26 protein-coding genes are annotated in these 26198 nt (G+C 66.3%); 11 read left to right on the top strand and 15 right to left on the bottom strand.

The genetic code is table 11. The features are described from left to right. Nucleotides 1-16 precede the first annotated feature (16 nt). From RIdsm_RS09125 to RIdsm_RS09115, 3 genes are read left to right on the top strand one after another with little or no spacing between them, the layout of a single operon-like run. Complete coding sequence (locus RIdsm_RS09125) at nucleotides 17-1798, top strand: IlvD/Edd family dehydratase (protein ID WP_057813866.1); 1782 nt, start codon at nucleotides 17-19, stop codon at nucleotides 1796-1798. Nucleotides 1799-1826: 28 nt separating this feature from the next. Then, nucleotides 1827-2564: an SDR family oxidoreductase gene (locus RIdsm_RS09120; RefSeq protein WP_057813868.1), complete on the top strand. Its 738-nt coding sequence runs from the start codon at nucleotides 1827-1829 to the stop codon at nucleotides 2562-2564. Nucleotides 2565-2567: 3 nt separating this feature from the next. Further along, nucleotides 2568-3368 (top strand): NAD-dependent epimerase/dehydratase family protein, encoded by an 801-nt coding sequence (locus tag RIdsm_RS09115; RefSeq protein WP_057813870.1) that lies wholly within the window; start codon nucleotides 2568-2570, stop codon nucleotides 3366-3368. A gap of 107 nt (nucleotides 3369-3475) precedes the next feature. Here the strand turns inward: RIdsm_RS09115 and RIdsm_RS09110 are convergent, their stop codons facing one another. The 8 genes from RIdsm_RS09110 to RIdsm_RS09075 form a co-directional block, all read right to left on the bottom strand. Further along, entirely contained in the window at nucleotides 3476-4387 is a 912-nt protein-coding gene (locus RIdsm_RS09110) for a DMT family transporter (protein ID WP_057813871.1), read from the bottom strand. 19 nt (nucleotides 4388-4406) lie between these two features. After that, the gene (locus tag RIdsm_RS09105) at nucleotides 4407-5129 is read right to left on the bottom strand and encodes an SDR family oxidoreductase (RefSeq protein ID WP_057813873.1); all 723 of its coding nucleotides are present in this window, start codon (nucleotides 5127-5129) and stop codon (nucleotides 4407-4409) included. Next, complete coding sequence (locus RIdsm_RS09100; RefSeq protein WP_057813875.1) at nucleotides 5126-6019, bottom strand: NAD(P)-dependent oxidoreductase; 894 nt, start codon at nucleotides 6017-6019, stop codon at nucleotides 5126-5128. Before RIdsm_RS09100 ends, RIdsm_RS09105 begins: the two co-directional genes overlap by 4 nt. Before the next feature lie 46 nt (nucleotides 6020-6065). After that, nucleotides 6066-7556 (bottom strand): UxaA family hydrolase, encoded by a 1491-nt coding sequence (locus RIdsm_RS09095; RefSeq protein WP_057813877.1) that lies wholly within the window; start codon nucleotides 7554-7556, stop codon nucleotides 6066-6068. Between the two features lie 9 nt (nucleotides 7557-7565). Further along, nucleotides 7566-8507, bottom strand: coding sequence for a phytanoyl-CoA dioxygenase family protein (locus tag RIdsm_RS09090; RefSeq protein WP_057813879.1), 942 nt, complete (start codon nucleotides 8505-8507; stop codon nucleotides 7566-7568). An 85-nt stretch (nucleotides 8508-8592) separates the two neighbouring features. Next, nucleotides 8593-10221: a TRAP transporter large permease gene (locus RIdsm_RS09085; RefSeq protein WP_201455554.1), complete on the bottom strand. Its 1629-nt coding sequence runs from the start codon at nucleotides 10219-10221 to the stop codon at nucleotides 8593-8595. Beyond that, nucleotides 10222-11031 carry a TRAP transporter small permease subunit gene (locus RIdsm_RS09080; RefSeq protein ID WP_057813881.1) on the bottom strand — a complete coding sequence of 270 codons (810 nt, stop codon included), beginning with the start codon at nucleotides 11029-11031 and terminating at the stop codon, nucleotides 10222-10224. A 109-nt stretch (nucleotides 11032-11140) separates the two neighbouring features. After that, the gene (locus RIdsm_RS09075; protein ID WP_057813883.1) at nucleotides 11141-12154 is read right to left on the bottom strand and encodes a TRAP transporter substrate-binding protein; all 1014 of its coding nucleotides are present in this window, start codon (nucleotides 12152-12154) and stop codon (nucleotides 11141-11143) included. Nucleotides 12155-12377: 223 nt separating this feature from the next. Between RIdsm_RS09075 and RIdsm_RS09070 the strand changes: the two genes are divergently transcribed. Genes RIdsm_RS09070 through RIdsm_RS09060 form a run of 3 tightly spaced genes read left to right on the top strand, consistent with a single transcriptional unit; the run spans nucleotide 12378 to nucleotide 14947 of the window. Beyond that, nucleotides 12378-13064 carry a GntR family transcriptional regulator gene (locus RIdsm_RS09070; protein ID WP_057813884.1) on the top strand — a complete coding sequence of 229 codons (687 nt, stop codon included), beginning with the start codon at nucleotides 12378-12380 and terminating at the stop codon, nucleotides 13062-13064. A 37-nt stretch (nucleotides 13065-13101) separates the two neighbouring features. After that, complete coding sequence (locus RIdsm_RS09065) at nucleotides 13102-13947, top strand: fumarylacetoacetate hydrolase family protein (protein ID WP_057813887.1); 846 nt, start codon at nucleotides 13102-13104, stop codon at nucleotides 13945-13947. Between the two features lie 13 nt (nucleotides 13948-13960). Beyond that, nucleotides 13961-14947, top strand: coding sequence for a LysR substrate-binding domain-containing protein (locus RIdsm_RS09060; RefSeq protein ID WP_057813889.1), 987 nt, complete (start codon nucleotides 13961-13963; stop codon nucleotides 14945-14947). A gap of 39 nt (nucleotides 14948-14986) precedes the next feature. On the opposite strand, the gene RIdsm_RS09055 is transcribed toward RIdsm_RS09060, so the two are convergent. From RIdsm_RS09055 to RIdsm_RS09040, 4 genes are read right to left on the bottom strand one after another with little or no spacing between them, the layout of a single operon-like run. Beyond that, nucleotides 14987-15739: an SDR family NAD(P)-dependent oxidoreductase gene (locus RIdsm_RS09055; RefSeq protein ID WP_057813892.1), complete on the bottom strand. Its 753-nt coding sequence runs from the start codon at nucleotides 15737-15739 to the stop codon at nucleotides 14987-14989. Nucleotides 15740-15773: 34 nt separating this feature from the next. Further along, complete coding sequence (ltnD, locus tag RIdsm_RS09050) at nucleotides 15774-16667, bottom strand: L-threonate dehydrogenase (RefSeq protein ID WP_057813894.1); 894 nt, start codon at nucleotides 16665-16667, stop codon at nucleotides 15774-15776. A gap of 2 nt (nucleotides 16668-16669) precedes the next feature. After that, entirely contained in the window at nucleotides 16670-17713 is a 1044-nt protein-coding gene (locus tag RIdsm_RS09045; protein ID WP_074940059.1) for a transketolase family protein, read from the bottom strand. Beyond that, nucleotides 17710-18480 (bottom strand): transketolase, encoded by a 771-nt coding sequence (locus tag RIdsm_RS09040; protein ID WP_177228404.1) that lies wholly within the window; start codon nucleotides 18478-18480, stop codon nucleotides 17710-17712. Before RIdsm_RS09040 ends, RIdsm_RS09045 begins: the two co-directional genes overlap by 4 nt. 268 nt (nucleotides 18481-18748) lie before the next feature. Between RIdsm_RS09040 and RIdsm_RS09035 the strand changes: the two genes are divergently transcribed. The 3 genes from RIdsm_RS09035 (at nucleotide 18749) to RIdsm_RS09025 (ending at nucleotide 21507) form a co-directional block, all read left to right on the top strand. Beyond that, nucleotides 18749-20089 (top strand): NAD(P)H-dependent oxidoreductase, encoded by a 1341-nt coding sequence (locus tag RIdsm_RS09035; protein WP_057813898.1) that lies wholly within the window; start codon nucleotides 18749-18751, stop codon nucleotides 20087-20089. Between the two features lie 5 nt (nucleotides 20090-20094). Next, nucleotides 20095-20994 carry a dihydrodipicolinate synthase family protein gene (locus RIdsm_RS09030; RefSeq protein ID WP_057813900.1) on the top strand — a complete coding sequence of 300 codons (900 nt, stop codon included), beginning with the start codon at nucleotides 20095-20097 and terminating at the stop codon, nucleotides 20992-20994. Nucleotides 20995-21072: 78 nt separating this feature from the next. Beyond that, on the top strand, nucleotides 21073-21507 hold the full coding sequence (locus RIdsm_RS09025) for a hypothetical protein (RefSeq protein ID WP_244955855.1): 435 nt from the start codon (nucleotides 21073-21075) through the stop codon (nucleotides 21505-21507). A 330-nt stretch (nucleotides 21508-21837) separates the two neighbouring features. Here RIdsm_RS09025 and RIdsm_RS09020 read toward each other — a convergent pair whose 3' ends face one another. The 3 genes from RIdsm_RS09020 to RIdsm_RS09010 are packed head-to-tail and all read right to left on the bottom strand — an operon-like array spanning nucleotide 21838 to nucleotide 24196. Continuing rightward, complete coding sequence (locus tag RIdsm_RS09020; protein ID WP_057813903.1) at nucleotides 21838-22905, bottom strand: methylglyoxal synthase; 1068 nt, start codon at nucleotides 22903-22905, stop codon at nucleotides 21838-21840. A gap of 3 nt (nucleotides 22906-22908) precedes the next feature. Continuing rightward, a complete protein-coding gene (locus tag RIdsm_RS09015; RefSeq protein WP_057813905.1) occupies nucleotides 22909-23709 on the bottom strand; it encodes a PfkB family carbohydrate kinase in 801 nt (266 codons plus the stop codon). Between the two features lies 1 nt (nucleotide 23710). Further along, nucleotides 23711-24196 carry a flavodoxin family protein gene (locus RIdsm_RS09010; protein ID WP_057813908.1) on the bottom strand — a complete coding sequence of 162 codons (486 nt, stop codon included), beginning with the start codon at nucleotides 24194-24196 and terminating at the stop codon, nucleotides 23711-23713. A 116-nt stretch (nucleotides 24197-24312) separates the two neighbouring features. On the opposite strand from RIdsm_RS09010, the gene RIdsm_RS09005 reads away from it, so the two are divergent. Continuing rightward, a complete protein-coding gene (locus RIdsm_RS09005; protein ID WP_236553187.1) occupies nucleotides 24313-25230 on the top strand; it encodes an MBL fold metallo-hydrolase in 918 nt (305 codons plus the stop codon). Then, nucleotides 25227-26174 carry an MBL fold metallo-hydrolase gene (locus RIdsm_RS09000; protein ID WP_057813912.1) on the top strand — a complete coding sequence of 316 codons (948 nt, stop codon included), beginning with the start codon at nucleotides 25227-25229 and terminating at the stop codon, nucleotides 26172-26174. Before RIdsm_RS09005 ends, RIdsm_RS09000 begins: the two co-directional genes overlap by 4 nt. Nucleotides 26175-26198: the final 24 nt, after the last annotated feature.

Genomic DNA, 26198 nt, shown 5'->3' with positions numbered 1-26198 from the left:
CAGGGAGACCGGCTCGATGTCTGACACACGTGCGAACAAGCAGTTCCGATCGCAGGAATGGTTCGACAACCCCAACAACCCCGGGATAACGGCGCTCTACCTCGAACGCTACCAGAACCAGGAATTCACCCGCGAAGAGCTTCAGGGCGGCAAGCCCATCATCGGCATCGCCCAGACCGGCTCGGACATTGCACCCTGCAACAAGATCCACGTCTTCCTGATGGACCGGATCAAGGCGGGCATCCGCGAGGCGGGCGGCATTCCGATGGAGTTTCCCGTGCACCCGATCCAGGAAACCGGCAAGCGACCCACCGCGGCGCTCGACCGCAACCTGCAATATCTCAGCCTCGTCGAGGTGCTGCACGGCTACCCGATCGACGGGGTCGTGCTGACCACCGGCTGCGACAAGACCACACCGGCGATGCTGATGGGCGCGGCCACCGTCGACCTGCCGGCCATCGCGCTCAACGGCGGGCCCATGCTCGACGGGTGGTGGAAGGGCAAGCGCGCGGGCTCGGGTCTGATCGTGTGGGAAAGCCGCCGCCTGCTGGCCATGGGCGAAATCGACTACGACGAATTCATCAGCCGCGTCTGCTCCGCCGCGCCCAGCCTCGGCCATTGCAACACCATGGGCACGGCCAGCACGATGAACGCGCTGGCCGAGGCGCTCGGCATGACGCTGACCGGCAACTCGGCCATCCCGGCGCCCTTCCGTGAACGGATGGCGATGGCTTACGAGACCGGCAAGCGCATCGTCAGCATGGTTTACGAAGACCTCAAGCCGTCCGACATCCTGACCCGCGAAGCCTTCGAAAACGCGATCGTGGTCAACACCGCCATCGGCGGCTCGACCAACGCACCCCCCCACCTGCAGGCCGTCGCCCGCCATATCGGCGTCGAGCTGGACGTGAAGGACTGGCAGACCCTCGGCTTCGACGTGCCGCTCATGGTCAACATGCAGCCGGCCGGCGAATATCTCGGCGAAAGTTTCTTCCGCGCGGGTGGCGTGCCGGCGGTCATGGCCGAACTGATGCGCGCGGGCCGGATCCACGAGGGCGTGATGACGGCGACCGGCCACAGCATGGGCCAGAACCTCGCCGGGCTGGAAAGCGTCGACCGCGACGTGATCACCCCCTACGCGGAACCCCTGCGCACGAATGCGGGCTTCAAGGTGTTGTCCGGCAACCTGTTCGATTCGGCGCTGATGAAGACCAGCGTGATTTCCGACGACTTCCGCAAGCGCTTCCTTTCAGAGCCGGGCAACGAGGGCGTCTTCGAAGCGCGCGCCGTGGTCTTCGAAGGCCCCGAGGATTACCACGACCGGATCAACGACACCGAACTCGGCATCGACGAACGCACCGTTCTCTTCATCCGTGGCGTGGGCTGCGTGGGCTACCCGGGCTCGGCCGAGGTGGTGAACATGCAACCGCCAGACGCGATCATCCGGCAGGGCATCAACCACCTGCCCACCGTGGGCGACGGGCGCCAATCGGGCACCTCGGAAAGCCCCTCGATCCTCAACGCCTCGCCCGAAAGCGTGGTGGGCGGTGGTCTGGCCTACCTGCGCACGGGCGACATGGTGCGGCTCGACCTGAACGCCTCGAAGATGGACGCCTTGGTCGACGAGGCCGAATGGCAGGCCCGCATCGACGCCTGGGAAGCTCCCGAGATCAAGAGCCAGACGCCTTGGCAGGAAATCTACCGCACCCATGTCGGACAGCTGGCCGATGGCGGCTGCCTCGAACTGGCAACCGCGTACCAGAAGATCGCGAAGGATCTGCCCAGAGACAACCACTAGAACGGGGCGGACCCGCGGGAGGACACACATGACCAAGTCAATCATCATCACCGGCGGCGGCGGCGGCGTGGGCCGCGCCACCGCCCATGCCTTCCTCGACGCCGGCTGGCGCGTGGGCCTCGTGGGCCGCCGTGCCGAGGCATTGGAGGAAACGGCAAACGGGCACGAAAACGCGCTCACCCTGCCCTGCGACGTGACCGACGAGGCGCAGGTCGAGGCCGCCTTCGGCCGTGCTGCGCAGGACTGGGGACACCTCGACGCCATCTTCAACAACGCAGGTATCGGCCGGCCCGGCGCCCCCATCGATGAAATCCCGGTCGAGGAGTTCCGCCAGCTCATCGACATCAACGTGACCGGCAGCTTCATCTGTGCCCGCGCCGCATTTGGTATCATGAGAAAGCAAGAGCCGCAGGGCGGCCGGATCATCAATAACGGCTCGGTCTCGGCCTACGTGCCGCGCTGGGGCTCGGCGCCCTACACTGCCTCGAAACACGCCATCACCGGCCTGACCCGCTCGATCAGCCTCGATGGCCGGCCGTTCAACATCGCCTGCGGCCAGGTCGACATCGGCAACGCCCTCACCGACATGGCCGCCAAGATGACCGAAGGCGTCCCGCAGGCCGACGGCTCCATCGCCATCGAACCGGTGATGGACGTGGCGCATGTGGCGAATTCCGTCCTGCACATGGCCGACCTGCCCCTCGACGCCAACGTGCAGTTCATGACCGTCATGGCCACCAACATGCCCTATATCGGACGGGGGTAACCCATGCGAAAGACCCAACGCCTGCTCATGACCGGCGCCGCCGGCACCATTGGCCAGCAGATCCGCGAAGGACTGGCAGATTATGCCAAGACAGTGCGGCTTTCCGATGTCGCGGACCTCGGCGAACCGGGCGCACATGAAGAGATCGTCACGTGCGACCTGACCGATGCCGACGCCGTGCGCGAGACGGTGAAGGGCTGCGATGCCATCCTGCATTTCGGCGGCATCTCGACCGAGAACCGCGCCGACCTCATCCACCCGGTCAATATCGACGGCACCTATCACCTGTACGAGGCCGCCCGGAAGGAGGGCGCACGCCGCATCCTCTTCGCCAGTTCCAACCACGTGATCGGCTTCCATTCCCGCGAGACACGCCTTACCGCCTCCTCGCCCATCCGGCCTGACAGCAATTACGGCGTGTCGAAAGCCTATGGCGAGGCGCTGGCCAGCATGTATTGGGACAAGTACGGCATCGAAACGCTGATCCTGCGCATCGGGTCGTGCTTTCCCGAACCCAAGGACCGCCGGATGATGGCGACGTGGATGTCGTCGGCCGACATGCTGCGGCTGATCGGCGTGATGCTGGAGGTGCCGAGGCTGGGATGCCCCATCGTTTACGGGGTTTCGGACAACGAGGAAAGCTGGTGGGACAATTCCGAGACCGCCTATCTCGGCTGGAAACCGAGGGACAGCTCGGCCCGGTTTGCCCATCTCTTCGCTGACGACCCGGCCCAGGATCCGGACGATCCGGAGGTGATTTACCAGGGTGGAAAATTCGCCAAGGCGGGGCATTTCGAGGACTGACCCGTTCAGGGCCCACACCCCTTGTTTTGCAGGAAATTCGACGTCGGTATAACGTCGGTATTTTGTCGGTATTGCGTCGGTGTCTGCGACCGAAGCCCGCCTCGCGCTCAGGGCACCCGCGTCGTCTTTCGCAGCGCTCCGGCCTTCTGCCGCTCCCGGTGCCAGATATAGAGGCCCGAGCCGATGATGATCAGCCCGCCGCCCAGGGTCCAGATCGTGGGCCACGTGGCGAACACCACGATCCCGGCGATCGCCGCCAGGAAGATCTGGCTGTAAACCATCGGCGCCAGAATCGACGCATCGGCCCAGCGATGCGCGATGGTGACGAGGATATGCCCCGTCATCCCGAACCCGCCGATCAGGAACATCACCAGCCATTCCGTCCCGCCCTCGGGCCAGACCCAGACCGACGCCGCAAAAGGCGCCAGCACGACCGAGGCGAGCCCCGCCGACCAAACCTGTTGCGTGGCATTCGTCTCCACCCCCGCGAGCATCCGCGTCATGATGAAATACATCGAGGCAATCACCAGCGCCGCCAGCGAATACATCATCGCCGGGTGGAACTCCGCCCCCCAGGGCTGCATCACCACCAGCACGCCCACGAACCCGGTGCAGACCGCCGCGATCCGGCGCAGGCCGACCTTCTCGCCAAGGATCGGGATCGCCAGCAGGGTCACCACGATCGGCCCCGCGAACATGATCGTCGTTGTCACCGTGATCGGCAGCGATTGCAGCGCGAAGAAGTTGCAGACGGTCGAGCCGAACAGGAATGTCGAGCGCAGAAGCTGTTTGAAAGGCGCCCGCGAGCGGAAGGCCGAAAGCCCCTCCTGCGGCATGTAGATCAGCGTGGCATAGACGAAGTGCCCGAAATACCGGGCGAACACGATCTGCAGCACCGGCATGCCCGCAAGCGACAGCCACTTGGCCGAACTGTCGATGCAGGTGAAAAACACCACCGCGCACAGCATGGTCAGCACACCCGCGGCGGTCCGGTCTTCCCTTGGCTTCGGTGCACTCACATCATCATCCGCTGGCAGGTCACATCGTCATGCCGCCGTCAATCGCCACACATTGCCCCGTCATATAGCGCGTTTCGTCACTGGCAAGATAGACCACCAGGTCGGCAATCTCTTCCGCCTCGCCCAGCCGGCCCATGGGCTGACGCGCGACGAAGGCCTTCATCGCCGCCTCGTAATCGCCCGTGTCCTTCAGGCGCTGTTGCAGCGACGGGCTGTCGACCGTACCGGGCGCGATGCAGTTACAGCGGATGCCTTGCGTGATGTAATCCGCCGCGACCTGCTTGGTCAGCCCGATCGTGGCGCCCTTCGACGTGCCATAGATGAACCGGTTCGGCAGGCCCCGCAGGCTGGAACAGACCGAGGCGATATTGACGATCGACCCCGTGCCGCGCTCCAGCATCCCCGGCACCGCCGCCTGGATCGCGTGGAAATGCGCCCGCACGTTGAGGTTCATGGCCAGGTCGAACTCCTCGTCCGTGGCGTCGAGGATCGTGCCCGAATGCACGATGCCGGAGCAGTTGACCAGGATATCGGGCTGCGCCTCGCCGACCGCCTGCACCAGCGCCACCTTGTCGAGCGCGTCGAGGGCAAAGCTTTCGGCCACGTCGAGCCCTTCCAGCAGGTCGCCGTTCAGATCGGTGGCGATGACATGCGCCCCCTCGCGGGCCATCGCCGCGGCGCTTGCCCGCCCGATGCCCTGCCCCGCGGCGGTGATGAACGCGCGTTTGCCCTTCAGCCTCATGACTGCTTACTCCCGAGATGTTTCGCCATCCAATCCACCATTTCCGGGACCATGATCCCGCCATCGCCGCCATCGCGCGCCTCGCGCAGCGTGGCATCGGCCGCGGTCGACATGCGACTTTCAAGCCCCAGGTCCCCCGCCATCTGCCGGTAATAGCCCACATCCTTGGCCGCATTTGCAACCGAAAAGGCAAGGTCGACCTGCCCATCCACCGCATAGTTGCGGATGAAGTCCATCATCCCCGACTTGAGGGGCCCGGCCGACATCACGCTGTAAAGCGCCTGCCGGTCGATGCCCGCCGCATCCGCCGTGGCAAAGGCCTCCGCCATCGCGTTGGCCGTCGTCATGGCGAAGAAGTTGTTGATCAGCTTGATCGTGTGCCCGTTCCCCAGCTTGCCGAGATGGAAGACATTCTCGCCCAGCACGTCGAGCACCGGCTTGACCTTTTCATAGGCCGCCTCGTCGCCTGCGCACATGATGTTCAGCAAGCCATCCTTGGCATGAGCCGGCGTCCGGCCCAGCGGCGCGTCGAGATAGACGGCGCCCTTTTCCGCCAGATCGGCCCCGATCTTCTGCGTCGACGAGGGCAAGGAGGTGCCGAAATCGATCACCACCTGGCCCGCTTTCGCCCCGGCCAGCACGCCGTCCTCTCCGTAGATCCGTTGCTCGACCTGCTCCGAGGTCCCGACGCACAGCATCACGATATCGCAATTCTCGGCCATCTCCCGGGCCGAGCCGGCCTCGCGTCCGCCGCGTGCCACGGCCTCCTCGATCCCGCTCCGGTCGCGGTTGCCCAGCACACTCACGTCATAGCCCGCATCCTGCAGGCACCCCACCATGGCCCGGCCCATCAGCCCCAGCCCGATGAAGCCGATTGTCGGCTTGCTCATGTTGTCCTCCCTCTCATGGCACGGCCCCGTTGCAGGGGACCTGCCGTTACATCACCGCGCCGATCTGCCACGGCACGAATTCATGATCGCCCAGCCCCTGCGCCTCGGATTTCGACACCTCGCCCGAGGCCAGCCTGAGCCACGCCTCGTAGATCTCGCGCCCGACCTCTTCGACGCTGGCGCCGTCGGTCAGGATACGGCCGGCGTTCACGTCCATATCCTCGGTCATCCGCTCGTACATCTGGGTGTTGGTCGCCACTTTCAGCGTCGGCGCGGGCTTCGAGCCGAAGGCCGAGCCGCGCCCGGTGGTGAAGACGACAAGGTTGCAGCCGCTGGCGATCTGCCCCGTCACGCTGGCCGGGTCATAGCCGGGGCTGTCCATGAAGGTGAAGCCCTTGGCCGTCACCGGCTCGGCATATTTGTAGACGCCCGTCAGGGGCGTGGTGCCGCCCTTGGCCGCCGCGCCCAGCGATTTCTCGAGAATGGTGGTCAGGCCGCCCTTCTTGTTGCCGGGGCTGGGGTTGTTGTCCATGCTGCCGTGGTTGCGGGCGGTGTAATCCTCCCACCAGCGGATGAGGGCGATGAGTTTCTCGCCCACCTCGCGGCTTGCCGCGCGCGCCGTCAGCAGGTGCTCGGCCCCGTAGATCTCGGGTGTCTCGGCCAGCACGCCGGTGCCGCCCTGTGCGACCAGCAGGTCGCAGGCATGGCCGACCGCGGGGTTGGCGGTGATGCCCGACCAGGCATCGGACCCGCCGCATTGCAGGGCGACCATCAGCTCCGAGGCCGGGCATGGTTCGCGTTCGGCCTCGTTGACCAGCGGCAGCATCGCCTCGATCTTGGCTATGCCGGCCTCGACCGTCTTCCGGATGCCGCCCACGTCCTGGATGTTCATCGTCTGGAACAAGGGGCCCGGCGTCAGGCCGAACGCCTCGACCAGCCAGTCGATCTGGTTGGTCTCGCAGCCCAACCCGGCCATCAGCACGCCGCCCACGTTGGCGTTGCGGGCATAGCCCCACATGACACGCTGCAGCGCCTCGAACCCCTCGCCCGACCCGGCCATGCCGCAGCCGGTGCCATGCACGAAAGCGGCCACGCCGTCGACATTGGGATAGGGCGCCAGCCGCTCGGGGGTGAAGTGGTCGGCGATCATCCGCGCGGCGGTGGCCGAGCAGTTCACCGAGGTGAGGACGGCGATGTAGTTGCGCGTGCCGACCCGGCCCGAGGCGCGGCGGTAGCCCATGAAGGTGTCGGTGGTGGTCGCGGGCGTGGCGGGTGTCAGGTTGGTCGAGAATTCGTAAGCGGTGTCGACGTTGCGGAATTCCAGGTTGTGGGTGTGTACGTGGGCGCCCTGGGGGATGTCCGTTGAGGCATAGCCGATGACCTGGGCGTATTTGCGCACCGCATCGCCGCGGGCGATGGGGCGGGTGGCCATCTTGTGGCCGCGCGGGACAAGCTCGATTGCGTCGTCCTCGTCCGGCGCCAATTGGGAGATGGCGGTCACCACGTTGTCGGCGTCGGACAGTCGAACGGTCTTCATCGGGAGGCCTCAGGCGCAGGAGGGGCTGCTGGCGTCCCAGCGGTGGATGGGAATATGGGCCTGCCCCGACAGGCGCGCCCGCGCGTGTTCCCACATGCTGAGCCACGCCCGCCAGTCGCGCAGCTCCGTCTCGGGCTGCGCCCGCGAGCGTGCGACGAAGTCCGGGAAATGCGCCCGCCCGGTCGGCTGGCCGGTCACGTTGTAGCGGATGTCGAAGGACCAGCGGAACTGCTTGGAGACATTGTCGAGCGAGGCATGCGGCGTCAGAGGGTGAAAGATCACCGCCCCGCCGGCCTTCACCGGCAAAGCCTGCGCCTTGCCGACATCGAGCACGCCGTCGGCAATCGCCGTCTGCGTCTTGGGGCAATGGGGGTACATTCGCGGCGTGCCGGGGATCGCCTGCAGGCACCCGTTTTCCACGGTCGCGTCCGAAATCGCCAGCCAGACCGTCACCATCGTTGTGGCGTCGGCCTCCTCATGCGCCACGCCGCGATCCTGATGCCAGTCGGTGCCGCCCACATGGGCGCGGATTTCGTCCTTGTGCAACTCGCCCGCCGGCGGCTTCAGCCGCACATGCTGGATCGGGTTCGAGGTGATCTCTGGCCCGATGAGGCATTCCACGAGGTCGAGCAGCCGGGCACAGGTGATCATGTCGAACACCGCCGGGCCGAAATGAAACGGCGTGTCGGGCGTGATCTCGTCGCCCGGCAGCGAGATATCCATCGGCTGAAACCAGTCGCACCCCGCCTTGTAGCTGGTCAGCAGCTTGTCCTGGAAATCGCGACCCTCGGGCGGGGGCACGCGCCCCTCGCGGTGCCAGCCGGCGTAGAGCGTGTCGAGCAGCCCGGAATATTCCGCCCGCACTGCCGCAAGCACGTCGCCCGCCAGAACATCCGGCACGACGATCACCCCGTCGCGGTTGAACGCATCGATCTGAGACTGGTCAAGCATGGCACCCCCCGGTACGCGCTTTCGGAAGACAAGGGGGGCGGGGTGACCCGCCCCCCTTTCAGGCATTCGGTCCGCCTGCCGCCCCTTACAGGAACAGCGTCACGATCGGCGGCCAGATCAGCAGCACCGACAGCGCCAGAAGCTGCAGCACGATGAACGGCAGGAACCCCCGGAAGATCGCCGTCAGCGAAATATGCGCCGGCGCCACCGACTTGAGATAGAACGCGGCCGGCCCGAAGGGCGGCGACAGGAAACTCACCTGCATGTTCATGCAGAACACCACGCCGAACCAGATCGCCACCTGCCGCGGATCCAGTTCGCCGAAGATCCCGATTTCCTCGACCGGCAGCTTCAGCACGATCGGCAGGAAGACCGGCATGATCAGCAGCACGATGCCGATCCAGTCCATGAACATGCCCATGATCAGGAAGATCACCATCATCACAAGGATGATCCCCATGGTGGGCAGTTCTGCCGCGACGATCATGTTGGCCACGTAGGTCGGCCCGCCCGCCAGCGTATAGGCCGCGGCCAGCGAGGCCGCGCCGATGGTGACCCAGATGATCGTGCCGGTCGACTTGAGCGTGCGCATCAGGCTGTCCCAGACGATGTCGAAGGTCATCTCTCGGCGCACCAGCCCGATGACGAACACCGCGACCACGCCCATGCCGGCGGCTTCGGTGATGCCGGTGATGCCCATGTAGATCGACCCCAGGACCACGCCGATCACGATGACCGGGGCGATCAGGCCCTTGCCCATCTGCCAGCCTTCCTCGGCCCTTTCGCGCCCGACCACGAACAGGATCAGCGCCGTCGCGATCGCGAATGCGCCCACGATATAGGGAATGTCCGACACCATCCCCAGCGCGATGGGCTCAAGCCCCTCTTCGACCGTGTTGTCGCCCGTGATGGTGAAGAACACCGCCCTGAGCAGCAGGAAGCCGGTGATCCAGAGTGCAAAGCGCGACAGGAAGCCGACGAAACGCAGGAATTTCTCCATCCCCTTCGGCGCGGTCGGGTCTTCCTCGGGAAGCGGTGCCAAAGACGGGTTCAGGTTCGTGCGGATGATGATGTAGAGAATGAAGAACGAGGCCAGCATGAAGCCTGGCAGGAACGACGCGGTGAACAGCGCCTTGATCGACGTCTCGGTCACCAGCCCGTAGAAGATCAGCACGATCGACGGCGGGATCATCGTGCCCAGCGAGCCGGAGGCGCAGATCGTTCCGATGGCGAGGTTCTGGTTATAGCCCAGCCGCAGCATCTGCGGCAGCGCGATCAGCCCGAGCAGCACCACCTCGCCGCCGATGATCCCCGACATGGCCGCCATGATCACCGCCATGATCGAGGTGACGATGGCAATGCCGCCCCGTGTCCGCGACAGCCACTGGTTCAGGGCGTCGTACATGTCCTTGGCGATGCCAGAGCGTTCCAGCAGCGAGGCCATGAAGATGAACAAGGGCACCGAGATCAGCACATAGTTGGTCATCTGTCGATAGACGGCCTGCGCCAGCACCGACATCGGCCCGCTGCCGAACCGCCCGAACGACACTTCGGGCCCGAATTTCATCACGATGACCGCGACCGCCAGGAAAGCCGAGGCAAAGCCCAGCGGCATGCCGATCGCCAGCAGCACGAACATCCCTATCAGAAGGTAGATCGACAGGGTCGCCACGTCGCCGACCTTCATCCACGCGAATAGCTCGAGGAATTCCATTCACTTCTTCTCCAGCGTTTCGCGGATATGCTTGATCTCGGTCTCGTCGATCTCGTCGAGCGGCGAGTGGTGTTCGGGCTTCTTGTTCCAGTCGGCGATCAGGTTCGACACCGCCTGGATCGCGACCAGCACGATGATGAGCAGGACCGCCGGCTTGACGATGCCCGGAATGGGCGGATCCCACGCGGTGCCGAAGGTTTCCATCCGCAGGAAGCGGCGTTCGGCGTCGGCGTAGTTCCCCCAGACGAGGGCGAAGGTGAACGCCACGATCAGCAACACCGACAGCACGTCGGCGGCCTTCTGCGCCCAGCGGGGCATCATGTCGTAGATCACGTAGATCCGGATATGGCTGCGCTGCTGCATCGCGTACTGCCCGGCGAACAGGAAGACGAAGGCGGCGATCCAGAGCGAAAGTTCGTTGGCCCAGAGCGTGGGCCGCGAAAACACGTAGCGCGAGACGACCTCGTAGAACATCACGATGACGATCAGCGCCGTCAGGATCATCGCGATGCGCGAGGTGACCAGCGACACGATATCGAAGAACCCGCTTGGCGGGGCTTCGAGCGCGCCGTGGAAGTCCGACAGGTAGAGCCCGGCGAAAAGAACCGCCCCCGCCATCGACAGCAGCATCACCCAGACAAGCGGGCGGCCCTGCGGCCGGATCATCTCGTGCATGCCCAGCGCGTCTTCAGATATGAAACGGTTGAGGATCAGCCAGAGATAGATCAGCGCCACGGCCGCGCAGAAGGCCAGCATTATCATGCGCACCGGCTGCCTGAGCGGTCCGAGCCAGAGGCTTTCCTTTTCCATGCTCGCTCTCCACTGTGCCTTGATGGTTTTTGCCCGGGCGGTTCGGATGCGCCCATCATTCACAGGGGCGCATCCGTCATTCCGGGTGTTGGCTAAGGCGCGGTGCGCCTCAGTCGATCAGGCCAAGCTGCTTGAGATAGACCTTGTGGCTTTCGAGGATCGCCCCGGCTTCGGGCGAGCGCGAGCCCCAGTCATCCCACGCGGCCTGGGCGGCTTCGCGGAACTCGGCCCGGTCTTCTTCCGACCAGTTATGCAGCGTGACACCCTGCTCGCGCAGCTCGGCTGCGGCGGCGGCGTTGTTCTTGCCGTTCGACAGCGCGATCTGGAACGACACTTTCTGCCAGGCGGTGTCGATGATGCGGCGCTGCTGGTCGGTCAGGTCGTTCCACACATCGAGGTTGCAGGCCAGGTGGTCGGACGGCATCGAGTGGAAGCCCGGATAGGTGGCGTGCTTGACGATGTCGTAGAGGCCCAGCCCGACGTTGTTGTAGAGGCCCGAGGCATCGGCCCCGTCGATGATGCCGGTTTCCAGCGCGGTGAAGATCTCGGTGAAGTCCATCACGATGGGCGAGGCGCCGAGCTTTTCGAAAATCTCGGTTTCCATGCCCGGCGGCGAGCGGAACTTCCAGCCCTTGAGGTCTTCCAGCCCGGCGATCGGCTTGGAGGATGACAGCGATTCCTGGCCATAGATCGACCAGCCGATCAGCTGCATGTTCTGCGCGTTGTAAAGCTCCTGCGCGGCCTCGTAACCGCCGCCGTGATAGAGCCACGAATATTGCTGCCAGGGGGTTTCGTACCCGCCCATGATGTCGCCGACGAACTGGAACGCCGGGTTCTTGCCGGTCTGGTAGGCCCCGCCCGTGGCGTCACAGTCGAGAATGCCGTTGATGGCGGCATCGAAGGTTTCCGTCGTGGCCACGACGGAGGACGAATAGAACATCTCGACGGTGATATCCCCGCCCGACATGACCTGTACGTCATCGGCCCATTCCGCCAGCTGCTTGCCGGTCGGGTGCTCGGTGGCATAGTGGGTCTGAACCCGCAGCGTGACCGGTTCGGCCGTGGCCGATGCAGCCATCAGCGCCGTCGCGCCGGCGGTCATCAGAAAGCTAGTCAACTTCATAGTCATCTCCTCCCTAGCGGTGCCTTCGCGGCACCTGTTTTTGACGGCCGGGCATCCTCCATTGCCGGGCCAAGATGGTATACCATCCTGAAAGACGGTAGCGAATGCTGCCTCGACAATCAACAATTTTTGGTATACCAAATTGCAAAAAGTGAGGCTTGCACCCCGTCGAGGAACATGATCGGGAAGGGCAGGCATCGACCACTCGGGGTGAAGACACGGCATGGCCGAAGGGATTCTGGCAGAACAGATCGCCAACCAGCTTCGCAGGGATATCCTGCGCGGAAAGCTGGCGCCGGGCGCGTCCATCAAGGAGCGCGACAATGCCGCCGAGATGGGCGTCAGCCGAACCCCCATGCGCGAGGCCATCCGCATTCTCGCCCAGGACGGGCTGGTCATCCTGCGGCCCGCCCGCAGCCCGATCGTGGCCGAGCCCACCCTGCGCGAGGTCGAGGACAATATCGAGGTGCTGACCTCGCTCGAAATGCTTTCGGGCGAGCTGGCGGTCGAGCGCGCGAGCGACGAGCAGCTTCGCGAAATCGTCGAACTTCAGGACCGCATGGAACGCCTCTACGACGATCTCGACATGGTCGATGTGTTCGAACTCGATATGGAATTTCACAAGGCCATCGTCCGCGCCGCCAACAACCGGGTACTCGCCGAAACCCACGGTGCCATCCTCGCGCGGCTCTGGCGCGCCCGCTACCTGTCGGCCAGCCGCAAACGCTCGCGCGACCGGGTGCTGGAACAGCACAGCGCCATCGCGCGGGGCCTCCTGAACCGGGATATCGAGGCGGTCAAGCTTCACCTCCATAGCCACCTCAAACACCTCGTGATAAACGTGCGGGACTTCTTCGAACACGGACAGGAAGACCTGCCGCCCGAACCCAACGACAAACCGGCCGCCTGACATCGCGGCCACCACCAGCGCGAGGGACATCGACTCCATGAAATTATTGCGTTTTGGCCCGCAGGGTCAGGAAAAGCCCGGCATTCTCGACAGTGACGGACAGGTCCGGGATCTTTCCGGCAAGGTCGCCGACTTTGTCGGCAGCAGCGTCTCGCTCGAAGCACTGGATGCCATTCGCGGCATCGACCCCGAGAGCCTGCCGCTGGTGGAAAACCCCGGCCGCGTCGGCGCCTGCCTCGCCTCGGTGCCGAACTTCTTCTGCATCGGCCTCAACTATGCCAAGCACGCCGCCGAAACCGGGGCCGAGCCGCCGAAAGAACCGATCATCTTCTCCAAGGCCAGCTCGGCCCTGTGCGGCCCGAACGACGCGGTCATCATCCCCCGCAACTCCGTCAAATCCGACTGGGAGGTCGAACTTGGCGTCGTCATCGGGCGCGAGACGCTCTATGTCAGCGAAGCCGACGCGCTTTCCCACGTGGCGGGCTACTGTGTCATCAACGACGTCTCGGAACGCGAATTCCAGGCCGAGCGCGGCGGCCAGTGGATCAAGGGCAAGTCCGCCCCCACCTTCGGCCCCACCGGCCCGTGGCTGGTCACCGCCGACGAGGTGGCCGACCCGCAGAAGCTCGACCTCAGCCTGTCGCTCAACGGCGAGACGGTGCAGGATTCAAACACCGACGACATGATCTTCGGCGTGGCCGAGATCATTGCCTACATGAGCAATTTCATGAAGCTCATGCCGGGCGACATCATCGCCACCGGCACGCCCTCGGGCGTGGGCCTCGGCATGAAGCCGCCGCGCTTCCTGAAACCGGGCGACGTGATGGAGCTTACGGTCGAGGGCCTCGGCACCCAGCGACAGGAAACGGTCGCCGCCGACTGAACCGGAACGCGCCGTGCCACGCACCCCGAACCTCAACGGTTTCCTCTATTTCGAAACCGTGGCGCGGCGCGGCACGATCACCCGCGCGGCGGAAGAGCTGTCTGTCTCGCCCTCGGCGGTCAGCCAGCAGATCAAGCTTCTGGAACAGCAGCTTGGTGTCCGGCTCTTCCGCCGCGACGGGCGTTCGCTCAGCCTGACGCTGGAAGGCGAACAGCTGTTCCAGACCTCGGCCACCGCCCTGCGGATGCTGCGCGACGCCCGCCGACACCTTGGCAAGACGCGCGAGACCTATCGCCTCAACCTGCGCGTCTCGCCCAGCTTTGGCGTCCGCTGGCTGGGGCCCCGCCTGTCGGATTTCGTCGCCCGCTACCCCGACTGGGACCTGCGCGCCGACGCGGCCCCCGACCCCACCGATTTCGACCGCGAGGTCATGGATCTCGACATCCGCTACGGCACCGGCCACTGGGCGGGCTACCATGCCCAGGCCGTGATCCAGGATCATGTCCTGCCGCTTTGCAGCCCGCAATACCTGGCAGAGCTCGGCAGTGGCAAACCGGGAGAGATGTTCGACAAGGCCCGCCTGATCGACAGTGCCCGCGCCCTCTGCCAGTGGGATTTCTGGCTGATGCACACCGGGGTCGAGACCGAGGCCAACCGCAAGACCATCCTGATGGACCGCTCGTCGATGGCGCTGCAGCTGGCGCTCGACGGATCGGGCATCGTGCTGGAATCGCTGGCGCTTGCCCTGCCCGAACTGGCCGAGGGCCGGCTTGTGCCGGTCACGCCCGCCCTGCCCGTTCTGCGGTTCCCGGCCTATTGGGCGATCTGCCCCGCGCGCAACCTCAACCGCCGGGCCGTGCGCCGCTTTCTCGGCTGGCTCGACGAACAGGTCGCCGCGCACGAGAAGGAGCTGCATGCCGTGCTCGACCGCCACGGGCTTTTCCTCGAAGATATCGTGCTGGAATCGGAAAGGCCCTCAGGCCGCATCGAGCAAACCTGAGGGCCCCGCCCTCGCCCCGAAACCGTGCTGCCAGAAATTTCAGTGGATGAGCGACCCGCCGTTCACGTCGACCTCCGAGCCTGTCACGTAGGACGACAGCTCGGACGCCAGGAAGAGCGCACATCCCGCCACGTCCGACGCCTCGCCCGCGCGGCCCATCGGGATGCCGGCGAGGATCTGCTCTTTCATCTCGGGCGTCAGCTTGCCCTGCGTGATATCGGTGGCGATGAAGCCCGGGCAGATGGCGTTGGCGCGTATCCCGTCGGGCGCCAGCTCCCGCGCCATCGCCTTGGTCAGCCCCAGAACGCCGGCCTTGGCGGCCGAGTAATGCGGCCCGCCGAAGATGCCCCCGCCCCGCTGTGCCGAGACCGACGACATGTTGACGAACTTGCCCGATTTCCGCTCGCGCATATGCGGGATGACGGCCTGGCTCATGTGCAGCGTGCCCAGCAGGTTCACATCGAGCACGGCATCGTAATTCTCGTGCCGGATATCCATGATCTTGAGCGGCTGGGTGATGCCCGCGTTGTTGACCACGATATCGATATGGCCGAACGCCTCGATCACCGTGGCCGCCGCCGCGTCGCAATCGGCCCGGCGGGTCACGTCGCAGGCCAGCCCGATATGCGCCTCGCCGATATCCGCCGCCGCTTCCTCGGCCAGCGCCGCGTCCAGATCGAGGATCGCCACCTTGCAGCCATGCTCGGCAAACAGCCGCGCGGTTGCCTTGCCCAAGCCCCGCGGGCTGGCCGCGCCGGTGATGATGGCCGTCTGTCCCTCGAGTAATCCCATTCGTCGCTCCTGTCCTGTGGGCCCCGCGGGCCGCTCAGCTTTCATGCACCGTCTTGCCGGTCAGCGCCTCGTAGGCGCGGATGACCTTGCTGTCGTCCTCGGCCCCGTGGCCCAGCGAAGATGCGCCAAGAAACATCTGGTGCGCGGCCGCCGCCAGGGGCAGTGGCACGGACGCCTCCTTGCCGGTCTGCAGCACAAGCCCCACGTCCTTGACGAAGATATCGACCGACGAGGCGCAGGCCGGATCGGCCTGCATCATGCGCGGGCCGCGGTCCTCGAGCATCCAGCTCTGCCCGGCAGAGCTGGTGACGATCTCGAACAGGGTCTGCGGGTCGCACCCGGCCTTGGCGCCCAGCGCCAGCAACTCGGCCGCCGCGGCCAGGTGCACGCCGGCGGCCAGCTGATGCACCACCTTGTAGGTCGCCCCCATCCCCGGCGCGTCGCCCAGCCGGTGCACGGTTTTCGCCACGGCCTCCAGTACCGCCTCGGCGCGGGCGAACGCCTCCGGCGCCCCCGAGGCCATCACCGTCAGCGCGCCGGCCTCCGCCCCCTTCATGCCGCCCGACACCGGCGCGTCGAGCATCAGGTGCCCAACGTCCCCAAGCGCCGTGCCGAGCGCCCGTGCATCCGACGGGGCTACCGTCGAGCACAGGATAACGGTTGATCCGGGTTCGAGCGCCGCCGCTACCCCGCCGGTTCCGAAAAGAACGTCCTGCGCCTGCGCCGGGGTCTGCACCATCACCAGCAGCAGGTCACACCCCTCCGCCGCCTCTGCGGCACTCTCGGCGGGCGTGCCTCCGTCCTCGGCAAACCGCGCCCGCGCCGCCTCGGATAGATCGAACCCCTTCAGGCCGATGCCGGCCTTCAGGATGTTGCGGGCCATCCCCTGCCCCATGTTCCCCAGCCCGATGATCGCGGTGCCCGGCATGTTCAGCCCTCCAGCCATGTCTTGACGCGCGCGGTGATGCTGTCGACCGACAGCCCGTACTGCTCGTGCAGCGTTGGCAGCGCACCCGCGTCGAGATACTCGTCCGGCAGGGCGATCTGGTGGAACGGCACGTGCACACCCGCCCGCATCAGCGCCCCCGCCACGGCCTCGCCCAACCCGCCGGTCACCGAATGGTTCTCGGCCGTCACCACAAGCCGCCCGCCCTTGCGGGCCTCGGCGGCGATGGTCTCGGCATCGAGCGGCTTGATCGTCGGCGAATGCAGCACGGCGCAGGACACCCCGTCGCGCGCCAGCGCCTCGGCCGCGTCCAGCACCCGCATCGTCATGAAGCCCGACGAGATGAACAGCACGTCCGAGCCGTCGCGAATGGTCTGCGCCTTGCCCAACTGGAAGCGGTAGCCATACCGCCCCAGCACATCCGGCACCTGCCCGCGCAGAAGCCGCATGTAGACCGGCCCCGGCGTCTCGGCGATCACTCGTGTCGCCTGATCGATCTCGACCGCATCGCAAGGGTCGATCACCGTCAGGTTCGGCATCCCCCGCATGATCGCCAGATCCTCGGTCGCCTGGTGCGAGGGGCCGTAGCCCGTCGTCAGCCCCGGCAGGGCACAGCAGATCTTGACCGGCAGGTTCTCCTCGGCGATCGCCATGGCGATGAAGTCATAGGCCCGGCGCGAGGCGAAAACCGCATAGGTGGTGGCGAAGGGCGTGAACCCCTCGCGCGCAAGCCCCGCCGCCGCCGACATCAGCACCGCCTCGGCCATGCCCATCTGGTAGAACCGGTCGGGGTGGGCCTTCGCGAAGACATGCAGGTCGGTGTATTTCGACAGGTCCGCGGACAGCCCCACGATATCCTCGCGCGTCTTCGCCAGATCGACCAGCGCGTGGCCAAAGGGCGCCGAAACGGTCTCGCGCCCCTCGGAATCGAGCGAGGCGATCATCGCCGAGGTGGCGAGCCGCTCCCCCTCCGGCACGGACCGGGGGTCGTATTTCGACTTGCGGCGGGAATGGGTGGGTATGGTCAAAGCGGTTTCCCCTCGTCCAGCACGGCCAGCGCCTTGGCCCATTCGTCGGCCTCGACCCGGATGAAATGGTTCGACTCCCGCGCCTCGAGGAACGGCACGCCCTTGCACATCTTCGTGTTGCAGATGATCACGCGCGGCTTGGCCTCCGCGTGGTTGCGGGCGTTGTCGAACGCGGCGACCAGCGCATCGAGGTCGTTGCCGTCCACCTCCTGCGCGTACCAGCCGAACGCCGCCCATTTCGGCGCCTCCGCCCCCACGGCCAACGCGTCGCGCGTCGGCCCGTCGGCCTGCTGGTTGTTGAAGTCGACGATGGCGATCAGGTTGTCGAGCTTCCACTGCACCGCCGACATCACCGCCTCCCACGTCGAGCCCTCGCCCAGCTCGCCATCCGACAGCAGGTTGTAGACGAAGGCCGGGTTGTTCTTCCGCTTCAGCCCCAGCGCCGCCCCCACGGCGATGCCCAGCCCATGCCCCAGCGAGCCGCCGGTGATCTCCATCCCCGGCGTATAGGCGGCCATGCCCGACATCGGCATCCGGCTGTCATCCATGCCGTAGGTCGGGATCTCGTCCTCCGGCAGGACACCGGCCTCGATCAGCGCCGCGTAAAGCGCGATGGCGTAATGGCCGATCGAGAGGTAGAATCGGTCGCGCCCCTCCCATTCGGGGTCGTCGGCGCGATAGGTCATCGCGTGGAAATACGCGGTCGCCAGCGCGTCCGCCACGCCCAGCGCCTGACCGATATAGCCCTGCCCCTGCACCTCGCCCATCAGAAGCGCATTGCGCCGGATCGACCACGCGCGCCGAGGCAGGCTGACATTGGAACCGGTTTTCTCGCTTCGGGTCTGCACGCCGCCGCTCCTCCCAGACGCTTGGCTCAGGTGCTCGCAAAAAGCCCCCAAGGCGGGGCAACTGGCAAGCGAGGTTTGATTAAGGGGATTGAAGCAGAACTTAACATTCGCGTTCGAAATAATGATGGTTCGGCCTTCCCCCCGTTGGCTAAGGTCTGACCCAACCGAACGGAAAAGGACTGCCGCGATGAACCTCTCCGCCATGCTCGCCGCCCGCGCCGCCGCGGGCAAACCCGTTCGCATCGGCCTCATTGGCGCAGGCAAGTTCGGCTCGATGATCCTCGCGCAGGCGAAGCATATCGCGGGCTACCACGTGGTCGGCGTGGCCGATCTCGACATGGGAAAAGCCCGCGAGTCGCTCGCCCGCGTCCACTGGGACGAGGCGCAATACAGCGCCCCCTCCCTCGCCGACGCCCACGACAGCGGCGCCACCCACATCACCGACGACGCCGCGAAACTCTTCGATTTCGACGGTATCGAGGTGGTGATCGAGGCCACCGGCCACCCCATCGCCGGCATCCGCCACGCACTGGCGGCCATCGAGGCGGGCAAACATGTCGTCATGGTCAATGTCGAGGCCGACGTGCTTTGCGGGCCGCTCCTGGCGGAAAAGGCCCGCGCGGCGGGCGTGGTCTATTCCATGGCCTATGGCGACCAGCCGGCGGCGATCTGCGAGCTGGTCGACTGGGTCCATGCCAGCGGGTTCGAACTGGTCGCGGCGGGCAAGGGCATGAACTTCGCCCCGCCCTATCGCTACTCCACCCCCGACACGGTCTGGAGCTTCTTCGGCTGGTCCGAGGAGGAGGTGGCGGCGGGCGACTTCAACCCGAAAATGTACAACTCCTTCACCGATGGCACCAAGGCCGCCATCGAAATGGCCGCCGTCGCCAACGCCACCGGGCTTGACTGTCCCGATGACGGGCTGGCCTTCCACCCCGCCGGGCTGCAGGACCTTGCCACCGTCTTCAAACCGCAAGCCGACGGCGGGCAGCTGGCCAAACCCGGCCTCGTCGACATCGCCGCCAGCCGCGAACCCGACGGGCGCGTGGTGCTCAACAACATCCAGTACGGCATGTTCGTCACCTTCCGCGCGCCGGATGAATACACCCGCGCCTGTTTCCAGCAATACGGCCTGCTGACCGACGCGTCGGGCTGGTACGGCTCGATGTGGCGGCCGTTCCACCTGATCGGGCTGGAAACCTCGGTCTCGGTCCTTTCCGCCGTGCTGCGGGGCGAGGCGACGGGCAGTTCCACCCGCTTCCGCGCCGATGCGGTGGCCACGGCCAAGGGCGATTTCGAGGCGGGCGACATGCTCGACGGCGAAGGCGGTTTCAAGGTCTGGGCCAAGGCGATCCCCGCCCGCCTCTCGGCGGCGGAGGACGCGCTGCCGATCGGCCTTGCGCATCACATCCGGCTGAAACGCGCGGTGAAACGCGACCAGGTCATCACGCTCGCCGACGTGGAGATCACCGACGACATCGATATCTTCGAGATGCGCAAGGACCAGAAACGCCTGCTGGAAGGGTGACGCCCATGTCCCACGACCTCGACACCGCGCTGGCCGGTATCTCCGGCATCCTCGTCACGCCTTATGACGACGCGGGCGATGTGGCGCCCAGCCGCCTTGCCCCGATCCTCGACCGGGCGCTGTCCGCCGGCGTTCACATGCCCGTCGTCAACGGCAATACCGGAGAGTTCTACGCGCTCACCACCGACGAGGCCTGCACCATGGTGCGCGAGGCTGCCGCCCTTGTCGATGGACGCGCGCCCCTTCTCGCCGGCGTCGGCCGCGGTGTCCGCGACGCCTGCCGCCTCGCCAAAGCCTCTGCGGACGCAGGCGCCTCGGCCCTGATGATCCACCAGCCGCCCGACCCGTTCGTCAGCCCGCGCGGCACCGTCGATTACGTCAAGGCCGTCATCGACGCGGGCGGCGGCCTGCCCGTCATGCTCTACCTGCGCAACGATGCGATGGGCACGCAGGCCATCGCCGATCTCTGCGCCCTGCCCGGCGTGAAGGGCGTCAAATGGGCCACGCCCAACCCGCTGAAACTGGCCGCCGCCATCGCAGCCTGCGACCCGGGCATCACCTGGGTCTGCGGGCTGGCGGAAATCTGGGCGCCGCCGCTTTACGCGGTGGGCGCCCGCGGCTTCACCTCCGGGCTCATCAATGTCTGGCCGGAACGCTCTGTCGGGATTCACGCCGCGCTGGCGCATGGTGACTACGACAAGGCCAACGCGCTGATCGCCGGGATGCGGAGCTTCGAGGATATCCGCGCCGAAGAACTGAATGGCACCAACGTGACCGCCGTGAAGGCCGCGCTATTGGCGCAAGGCTTCCACTGCGGCCCAACACGCCCGCCCTCCGCCTGGCCCCTCACCGACGCGCAACAAGCCCGGCTCGACGACTTTCTCGCGACCAACGGCCTGACCTGATCCGGCTCGTGGTTGGCCAAAGGGCCCGAACGGCGTAGCCTGCCCGCAAAGGCAGGACAGGGGCAGGCACCCATGGGCATGATCTTCAGGCTATTCCGCAACGTGGTCTTTCTCGGCTGGCTCTGCTTCGCGCTGGCCTCGACCACCCTCGCGGCCACCGTCTGGGCGGTGCAACTCACCGCCACCGTCGCCACCGTCAGCGGCCAGGCCGCGGCCGCCGCTGTCGCCCATCGCCGCCAACTGGCCCGCGCCATCGCCCGGACCAAGGCCAAGGCCCGCCTGCGCCGCATGATTGCCGCCGTGCCCATCGCCGGCCTCGGCGCCATCGCCTATTTCGAGGAACGCGACTTTCAGGACTGGAAGGAAGACAACCCCGACGGCACCCGCGCCGAGTATGCCTGCGAGGTTGCCGAACTTTCGGCCGAAGTCATCGACGAGGTGCTGCAAGACCTGCCCGAAAGCGTCAGGCCCTCGCCCGATAATGTGCAGGGCTGGCTTCCAGACTGCGAGTAAGCCCCGCGAGGTCATTCCCGAGACGCGTTAGGCGCCATTCCGCCCAAGCCCTCTGACATTCAAGCAACACTCGCCCCCCAGCCCCTTCCCGCCCCGTTGCCCGAAAGGGTGAGTCGCCCGTAAGCACGGGTCTGTTGCCAATGCTCAGCATGTGAAAGGGGATGCCCATGTCGAGCGCACTTATTCTAGTCGGACTTGTCGCCGTTGGCGGCCTGCTGCTGGCCCTGATCCGTACGGTCAAGTGACCCTGCGGATCAGCAAGGCACGCCTGCGCTGATCACACTGCCCCAACCCGAAAACTGACCAAACCTGACCCGCGGCGCGCCTGCTTCACTCCTGTGCCAAAAACGCAAGAACCACGAGATCGGCCGCCGCCCCGCTCAGCGCCATCGGGATGTCGTGCATGATCGACAGCCGTGTCAGCGCCTGCAGATCCACGTCGCTGCCATGGGGCGCCATCGGGTCGGCGAAGAACACCACCGCATCCAGCTCGCCATTCGCCACCAAGGCGCCCAGCTGCTGATCGCCGCCCATCGAGCCGCGCTGCAGCCGTTGGACATGCAATTCGGGGCAGATCTCGGACAGCATCGTCCCGGTACCGCCCGTGCAGATCAGCCGGTGCCCCGCCAGCGCATTTCGATGCCTGAGCACCCATGCCCGCAGATGCGCCTTCCGCGCATCATGCGCCACCAGCGCGAACTTGCGCGGCGCGGTCGAACGCGCCTGCGCCCGGGCCGTGATCGACAGGATGGCACGCACCTGCTCGACGAAACTTTCGCCTGCCCGGAACGCCCCGGCAAAGGCCGCCGTGCCCACGGTGAAGCCGGCCGCGCCCGCCTCGGCCACGGCCCCGATCCGGTCTTCGCTGTCGATGCTGCCCGCCACGATCACCGGCTTGGTCACCGCCTGCGCCACCTGACGCATCAGCCCCGGCACATCGCCATCGAAGCGATAGGCCAGCAGATCGAGCCCATGCACATGCTCCAGATCCGCCAGCGCCCTGGCCGAGGCCACGATCTCCTCCGCGGGGCCTTCCAGCACGCTGGGATGCCCGGTGATCCGCCCCGGAAACGGGTAGTAGCGCAGCGGATGATCCCGGATCACCTCGGTCACCGCCGCCGCCCGCGTGCCGCCCAGCAGGCAATCCACGTCCAGCTCCACCGCCGCCCGGGCCGAGGCCAGCTCGCTTTCCTCGTCAAGGCTGACCACCTCGAGATATGACCGCCCGCCGGCATTCCGGATCGTCCGCGCCAGTTCGCGCAACTCCTCGAACGGCAGGCCCACATCCTTGAACCCGATATGCCGCGCCCCGCCCTCCAGCGCCTGCTCGAGCCGTTCGGGTGCGTCGGGAATGGTCCGGTCGTTCTCGGTCAGCATGAGGATGAAGTTGAACGCCATCGGTCAAACCTTCTCTGAAGCCACGGGCCCGGCGGCGGCCCAGTCGGCCGCCCCCGCGACGATAGCAAGATGCGCCTGCCCCTGCGAGGCCCTTGCCAGCGCCGCCACGTGACCCAGCGCCTGCCCGGCGGGCAAACCTGCGGCAATCAAGGCGGCGAAAACGTCGCCGATGCCATGCGGCACGTCTGGCGCCCGGGCCGTCCGGTACAACTCCACCCCGTCGCTTGTCACCGACAGCACGCCCGTCTCCGGCTCCTGCAACGGCGGCGACGTCACATGCACCACAGGCACGCCCAGCGCGCGCGCCGCCTTCGCCGCCCCGTCCACATCCGCGCCATCCCGGCCGGTCAGCCACCCCAGTTCGAACAGGTTCGGCGTCGCCACATCGGCCAGCGGCACCAGCCGGTCCCGCACCACCCCGGCGACCTCTTCAGGCACGTAAAGCCCCTTCGGATTATCGCCGAGGATCGGATCGACCACCACCCGCACGCCCGGCGCCGTGGCCCGGACCCGCCCGATCAGGTCGACCGCCACCTCGACATGCGCGGCGCTCGGCATGTACCCGATCAGCACCGCCTCGTGATCCGCCAGCCACCCGTTCGCCTCCAGCGCCGCGACCATCGCCCCGATCTGCCCCGGATCAACGGCAGCCCCGGCCACATGCGGCCACGCCGGATGATTCGACAGCACCGTGGTCGGCACACCCGTCACATCGTATCCCAACCGCTGACAGACAGGCTGCCCCGCCGACAGGCCCACATGGCCCATCGCCACGACACTCGACAGGATCAGGATGCGCGCCACCTCAGAACGCGCCCATGCTCAGCCCGGCCGCCAGCGCCTGGCCGAGGTCGCGGCACTTGGCCAGCTCCTCCTCGGCAATCGTTTTCTCGGCCAGGATCTCCTCCGGCGTCTGCGCATGGGTGCAGACGATCAGCGGCTCCTGCACCTCCCGCAGCCGCCAGCCCTGCGCGATCCGGGCGATCTGGCGCACGGCATTGGTCCCGTCCGAGCCGGCACAGACCATCTGTGCGTAAGGTTTTGCCTCGATCTGCCCCAGCACGGGGTAGTAACACCGGTCGAAGAAATCCTTCATCACCCCGGCAATCGCCGCCAGGTTCTCCGGCGCGCAGAAGATGTACCCGTCGGCCCGCAACAGGTCCTCCGGCCCGGCCTCGGCCGCGGGTTTCAGCACGGTCGGCGCCTCGCCTTCGGCGGCCGTGGCGGCGGCCTCGGCCATCTGCCGGCTGCCCCCGGTCTTCGAGTGGTAAACGATCAGAAGTTCGGTCATGGTCCCGACCCTAGCGACTCGGCAAACCTGTGACCATATCGTGTAGCGGGCTTGCCCGGCCGGACTTTGAAGGATAAAATATTCACAACACGGAATATATAAAGGGAGGATGCGCCGTGATCACCACCAGACGGCAGATGCTGTACGGACTTGGCACAGCGGCAATCGCAGCCGGATTTACCAGCACCGCAACCCGGGTCATCGCCGCGGGCGACGGGCGCGAGGTTCTGACCGCCAGCGACGGTCACCTCGTCCTGCCCGGCGATTTCGTCTTCGACGGCATGCCCCAGGCCGAGCTGGCCGAGATTCTCGAGCGCCACGACGTGCCCCGCGACGAGGTCCAGCAGCCCTGCAACCTCACGCTCCTGCGCGACGGCGACCGGCTGATCCTTTTCGACGCGGGCGCAGGGCCCTCCTTCATGCCCACGGCGGGCGATCTGGCCGACACGCTCTACGACATGGATATTGCCCCCGAGGACGTGACCGATGTCGTCTTCACCCACGGCCACCCCGACCATCTCTGGGGCGTGCTCGACGGGTTCGACGAGCTGCTCTTCGCCAACGCCACCCACCATTTCGGGCAGGCCGAGTGGGACTACTGGTCGGACCCCGACACCGTGAACACCATCGGCGAGGCCCGCGCCGCCTTCGCCGTGGGCGCCCAGCGCCGGCTCGAGGCGATCGAGGACATCGTGCAGTTCTTCAAAGCCGGCGACGAGGTGCTGCCCGGCATCATGGCCCATGCCACCCCCGGCCACACGCCCGGCCACACCTCCTTCGAGATCGCCACCGGCGGCGACCCGGTGCTGGTGGTGGGCGACGCCTTCACCAACGCTCACGTCAATTTCGAGCGCCCCGACTGGCCCAGCGGCTCCGACCAGAACCGCGAGCTCGGCGCCGAAACCCGCGCCCGGCTGATGGACCAGGCGGCGACCGACAAGATGCGCATCGTCGGCTTCCACCTGCCCGGCGGCGGCATGGGCCGGGTCGAGCGCAAGGACGGCGCCTACCGCTTCGTGGAGGACGAGGCATGAAACCCCTGCTCCTGACGGCCGCGCTGCTCTGCGCCACCGCCGCCACCGCCAGCGAACAGATCGCCGACAAGTACCCCGGCTCGATACTCTACGACGAGCCGGTCGAGGTCATCCCCGGCGTCTGGTCCGCCATCGGCGCCACGGCGCCGCCCACCTACGAGAACTCCGGCCATAACAACAACCTCAGCTTCATCGTCACCGGCGACGGCGTGGTCGTGATCAACGGCGGCGCGGCCTATGGCCTCGCCAGGGCGCTCCATGACGAGATCAGGCGCATCACCGACCAGCCCGTGAAGCTTGTCTTCAACGAGAACGGGCAAGGCCACGCCATGCTCGGCAACGCCTATTGGGCGGAACAGGGCGTGCCCATCGTCGCCCACGAGGACGCCGCGCACGAAATCGAGGAATATGGCGGCACCGTGCTCGAGGGCATGAAGCGCTACAACCGCGACAAGGCCGAAGGCACCACCGTGCAGGGCCCCACGGAAACCTTCTCCGACGAGTACATCGTCGACATGGGCGATTTCCACATCGAGGCCCGCTATCTCGGCCCGGCCCACAGCCCCGGCGACATCGTCGTCTGGCTGCCCGAGCAGAGCCTCGTCATCTCGGGCGACATGGCCTTTCACGAGCGCATGCTGCCGATCTTCCAGCACACCTATACCGCCGACTGGCTGGAGACGTGGGAGACCGAATTCGAACCGCTCGGCGCCACCTACGTGATCCCCGGTCACGGGCACCCGACCAACATGGCGCAGGTGCGGCGCTACACGCATGACTACCTCGTCTACCTGCGCGGCAAGATCCGCGAGCATATCGATGCGGGCGGTGACCTGTCGGATGCCTATTACGTCGACCAGTCGCCCTATGCCCATCTCGACACCTACGAGGAACTGGCGACGAAGAACGCCGGCCGGGTCTACGAACAGATGGAGTGGGAATAACGGCGCCGACGTTTTCTTCGAAGA

It is taken from the genome of Roseovarius indicus (genome assembly GCF_008728195.1).
Lineage (GTDB): Bacteria > Pseudomonadota > Alphaproteobacteria > Rhodobacterales > Rhodobacteraceae > Roseovarius > Roseovarius indicus.
The sequence above is the reverse complement of the archived record's forward strand: the minus strand, read 5'-3'. Positions and strand labels throughout refer to the sequence as shown.

Bases quoted from the DNA above. Each gene is read 5' to 3' on its own strand.
- RIdsm_RS09065 (WP_057813887.1), top strand. From the start codon at position 13,102: ATGAAATTATTGCGTTTTGGCCCGCAGGGTCAGGAAAAGCCCGGCATT.
- RIdsm_RS09070 (WP_057813884.1), top strand. From the start codon at position 12,378: ATGGCCGAAGGGATTCTGGCAGAACAGATCGCCAACCAGCTTCGCAGG.
- RIdsm_RS09105 (WP_057813873.1), bottom strand. From the start codon at position 5,129: ATGAGGCTGAAGGGCAAACGCGCGTTCATCACCGCCGCGGGGCAGGGC.
- RIdsm_RS09115 (WP_057813870.1), top strand. From the start codon at position 2,568: ATGCGAAAGACCCAACGCCTGCTCATGACCGGCGCCGCCGGCACCATT.
- RIdsm_RS09125 (WP_057813866.1), top strand. From the start codon at position 17: ATGTCTGACACACGTGCGAACAAGCAGTTCCGATCGCAGGAATGGTTC.
- RIdsm_RS09030 (WP_057813900.1), top strand. From the start codon at position 20,095: ATGTCCCACGACCTCGACACCGCGCTGGCCGGTATCTCCGGCATCCTC.
- RIdsm_RS09010 (WP_057813908.1), bottom strand. From the start codon at position 24,196: ATGACCGAACTTCTGATCGTTTACCACTCGAAGACCGGGGGCAGCCGG.
- RIdsm_RS09035 (WP_057813898.1), top strand. From the start codon at position 18,749: ATGAACCTCTCCGCCATGCTCGCCGCCCGCGCCGCCGCGGGCAAACCC.
- RIdsm_RS09055 (WP_057813892.1), bottom strand. From the start codon at position 15,739: ATGGGATTACTCGAGGGACAGACGGCCATCATCACCGGCGCGGCCAGC.
- RIdsm_RS09020 (WP_057813903.1), bottom strand. From the start codon at position 22,905: ATGGCGTTCAACTTCATCCTCATGCTGACCGAGAACGACCGGACCATT.
- RIdsm_RS09095 (WP_057813877.1), bottom strand. From the start codon at position 7,556: ATGAAGACCGTTCGACTGTCCGACGCCGACAACGTGGTGACCGCCATC.
- RIdsm_RS09085 (WP_201455554.1), bottom strand. From the start codon at position 10,221: ATGGAATTCCTCGAGCTATTCGCGTGGATGAAGGTCGGCGACGTGGCG.
- RIdsm_RS09100 (WP_057813875.1), bottom strand. From the start codon at position 6,019: ATGAGCAAGCCGACAATCGGCTTCATCGGGCTGGGGCTGATGGGCCGG.
- RIdsm_RS09075 (WP_057813883.1), bottom strand. From the start codon at position 12,154: ATGAAGTTGACTAGCTTTCTGATGACCGCCGGCGCGACGGCGCTGATG.
- RIdsm_RS09090 (WP_057813879.1), bottom strand. From the start codon at position 8,507: ATGCTTGACCAGTCTCAGATCGATGCGTTCAACCGCGACGGGGTGATC.
- RIdsm_RS09120 (WP_057813868.1), top strand. From the start codon at position 1,827: ATGACCAAGTCAATCATCATCACCGGCGGCGGCGGCGGCGTGGGCCGC.
- RIdsm_RS09080 (WP_057813881.1), bottom strand. From the start codon at position 11,031: ATGGAAAAGGAAAGCCTCTGGCTCGGACCGCTCAGGCAGCCGGTGCGC.
- RIdsm_RS09025 (WP_244955855.1), top strand. From the start codon at position 21,073: ATGATCTTCAGGCTATTCCGCAACGTGGTCTTTCTCGGCTGGCTCTGC.
- RIdsm_RS09040 (WP_177228404.1), bottom strand. From the start codon at position 18,480: ATGGGCGAGGTGCAGGGGCAGGGCTATATCGGTCAGGCGCTGGGCGTG.
- RIdsm_RS09000 (WP_057813912.1), top strand. From the start codon at position 25,227: ATGAAACCCCTGCTCCTGACGGCCGCGCTGCTCTGCGCCACCGCCGCC.
- ltnD (WP_057813894.1), bottom strand. From the start codon at position 16,667: ATGCCGGGCACCGCGATCATCGGGCTGGGGAACATGGGGCAGGGGATG.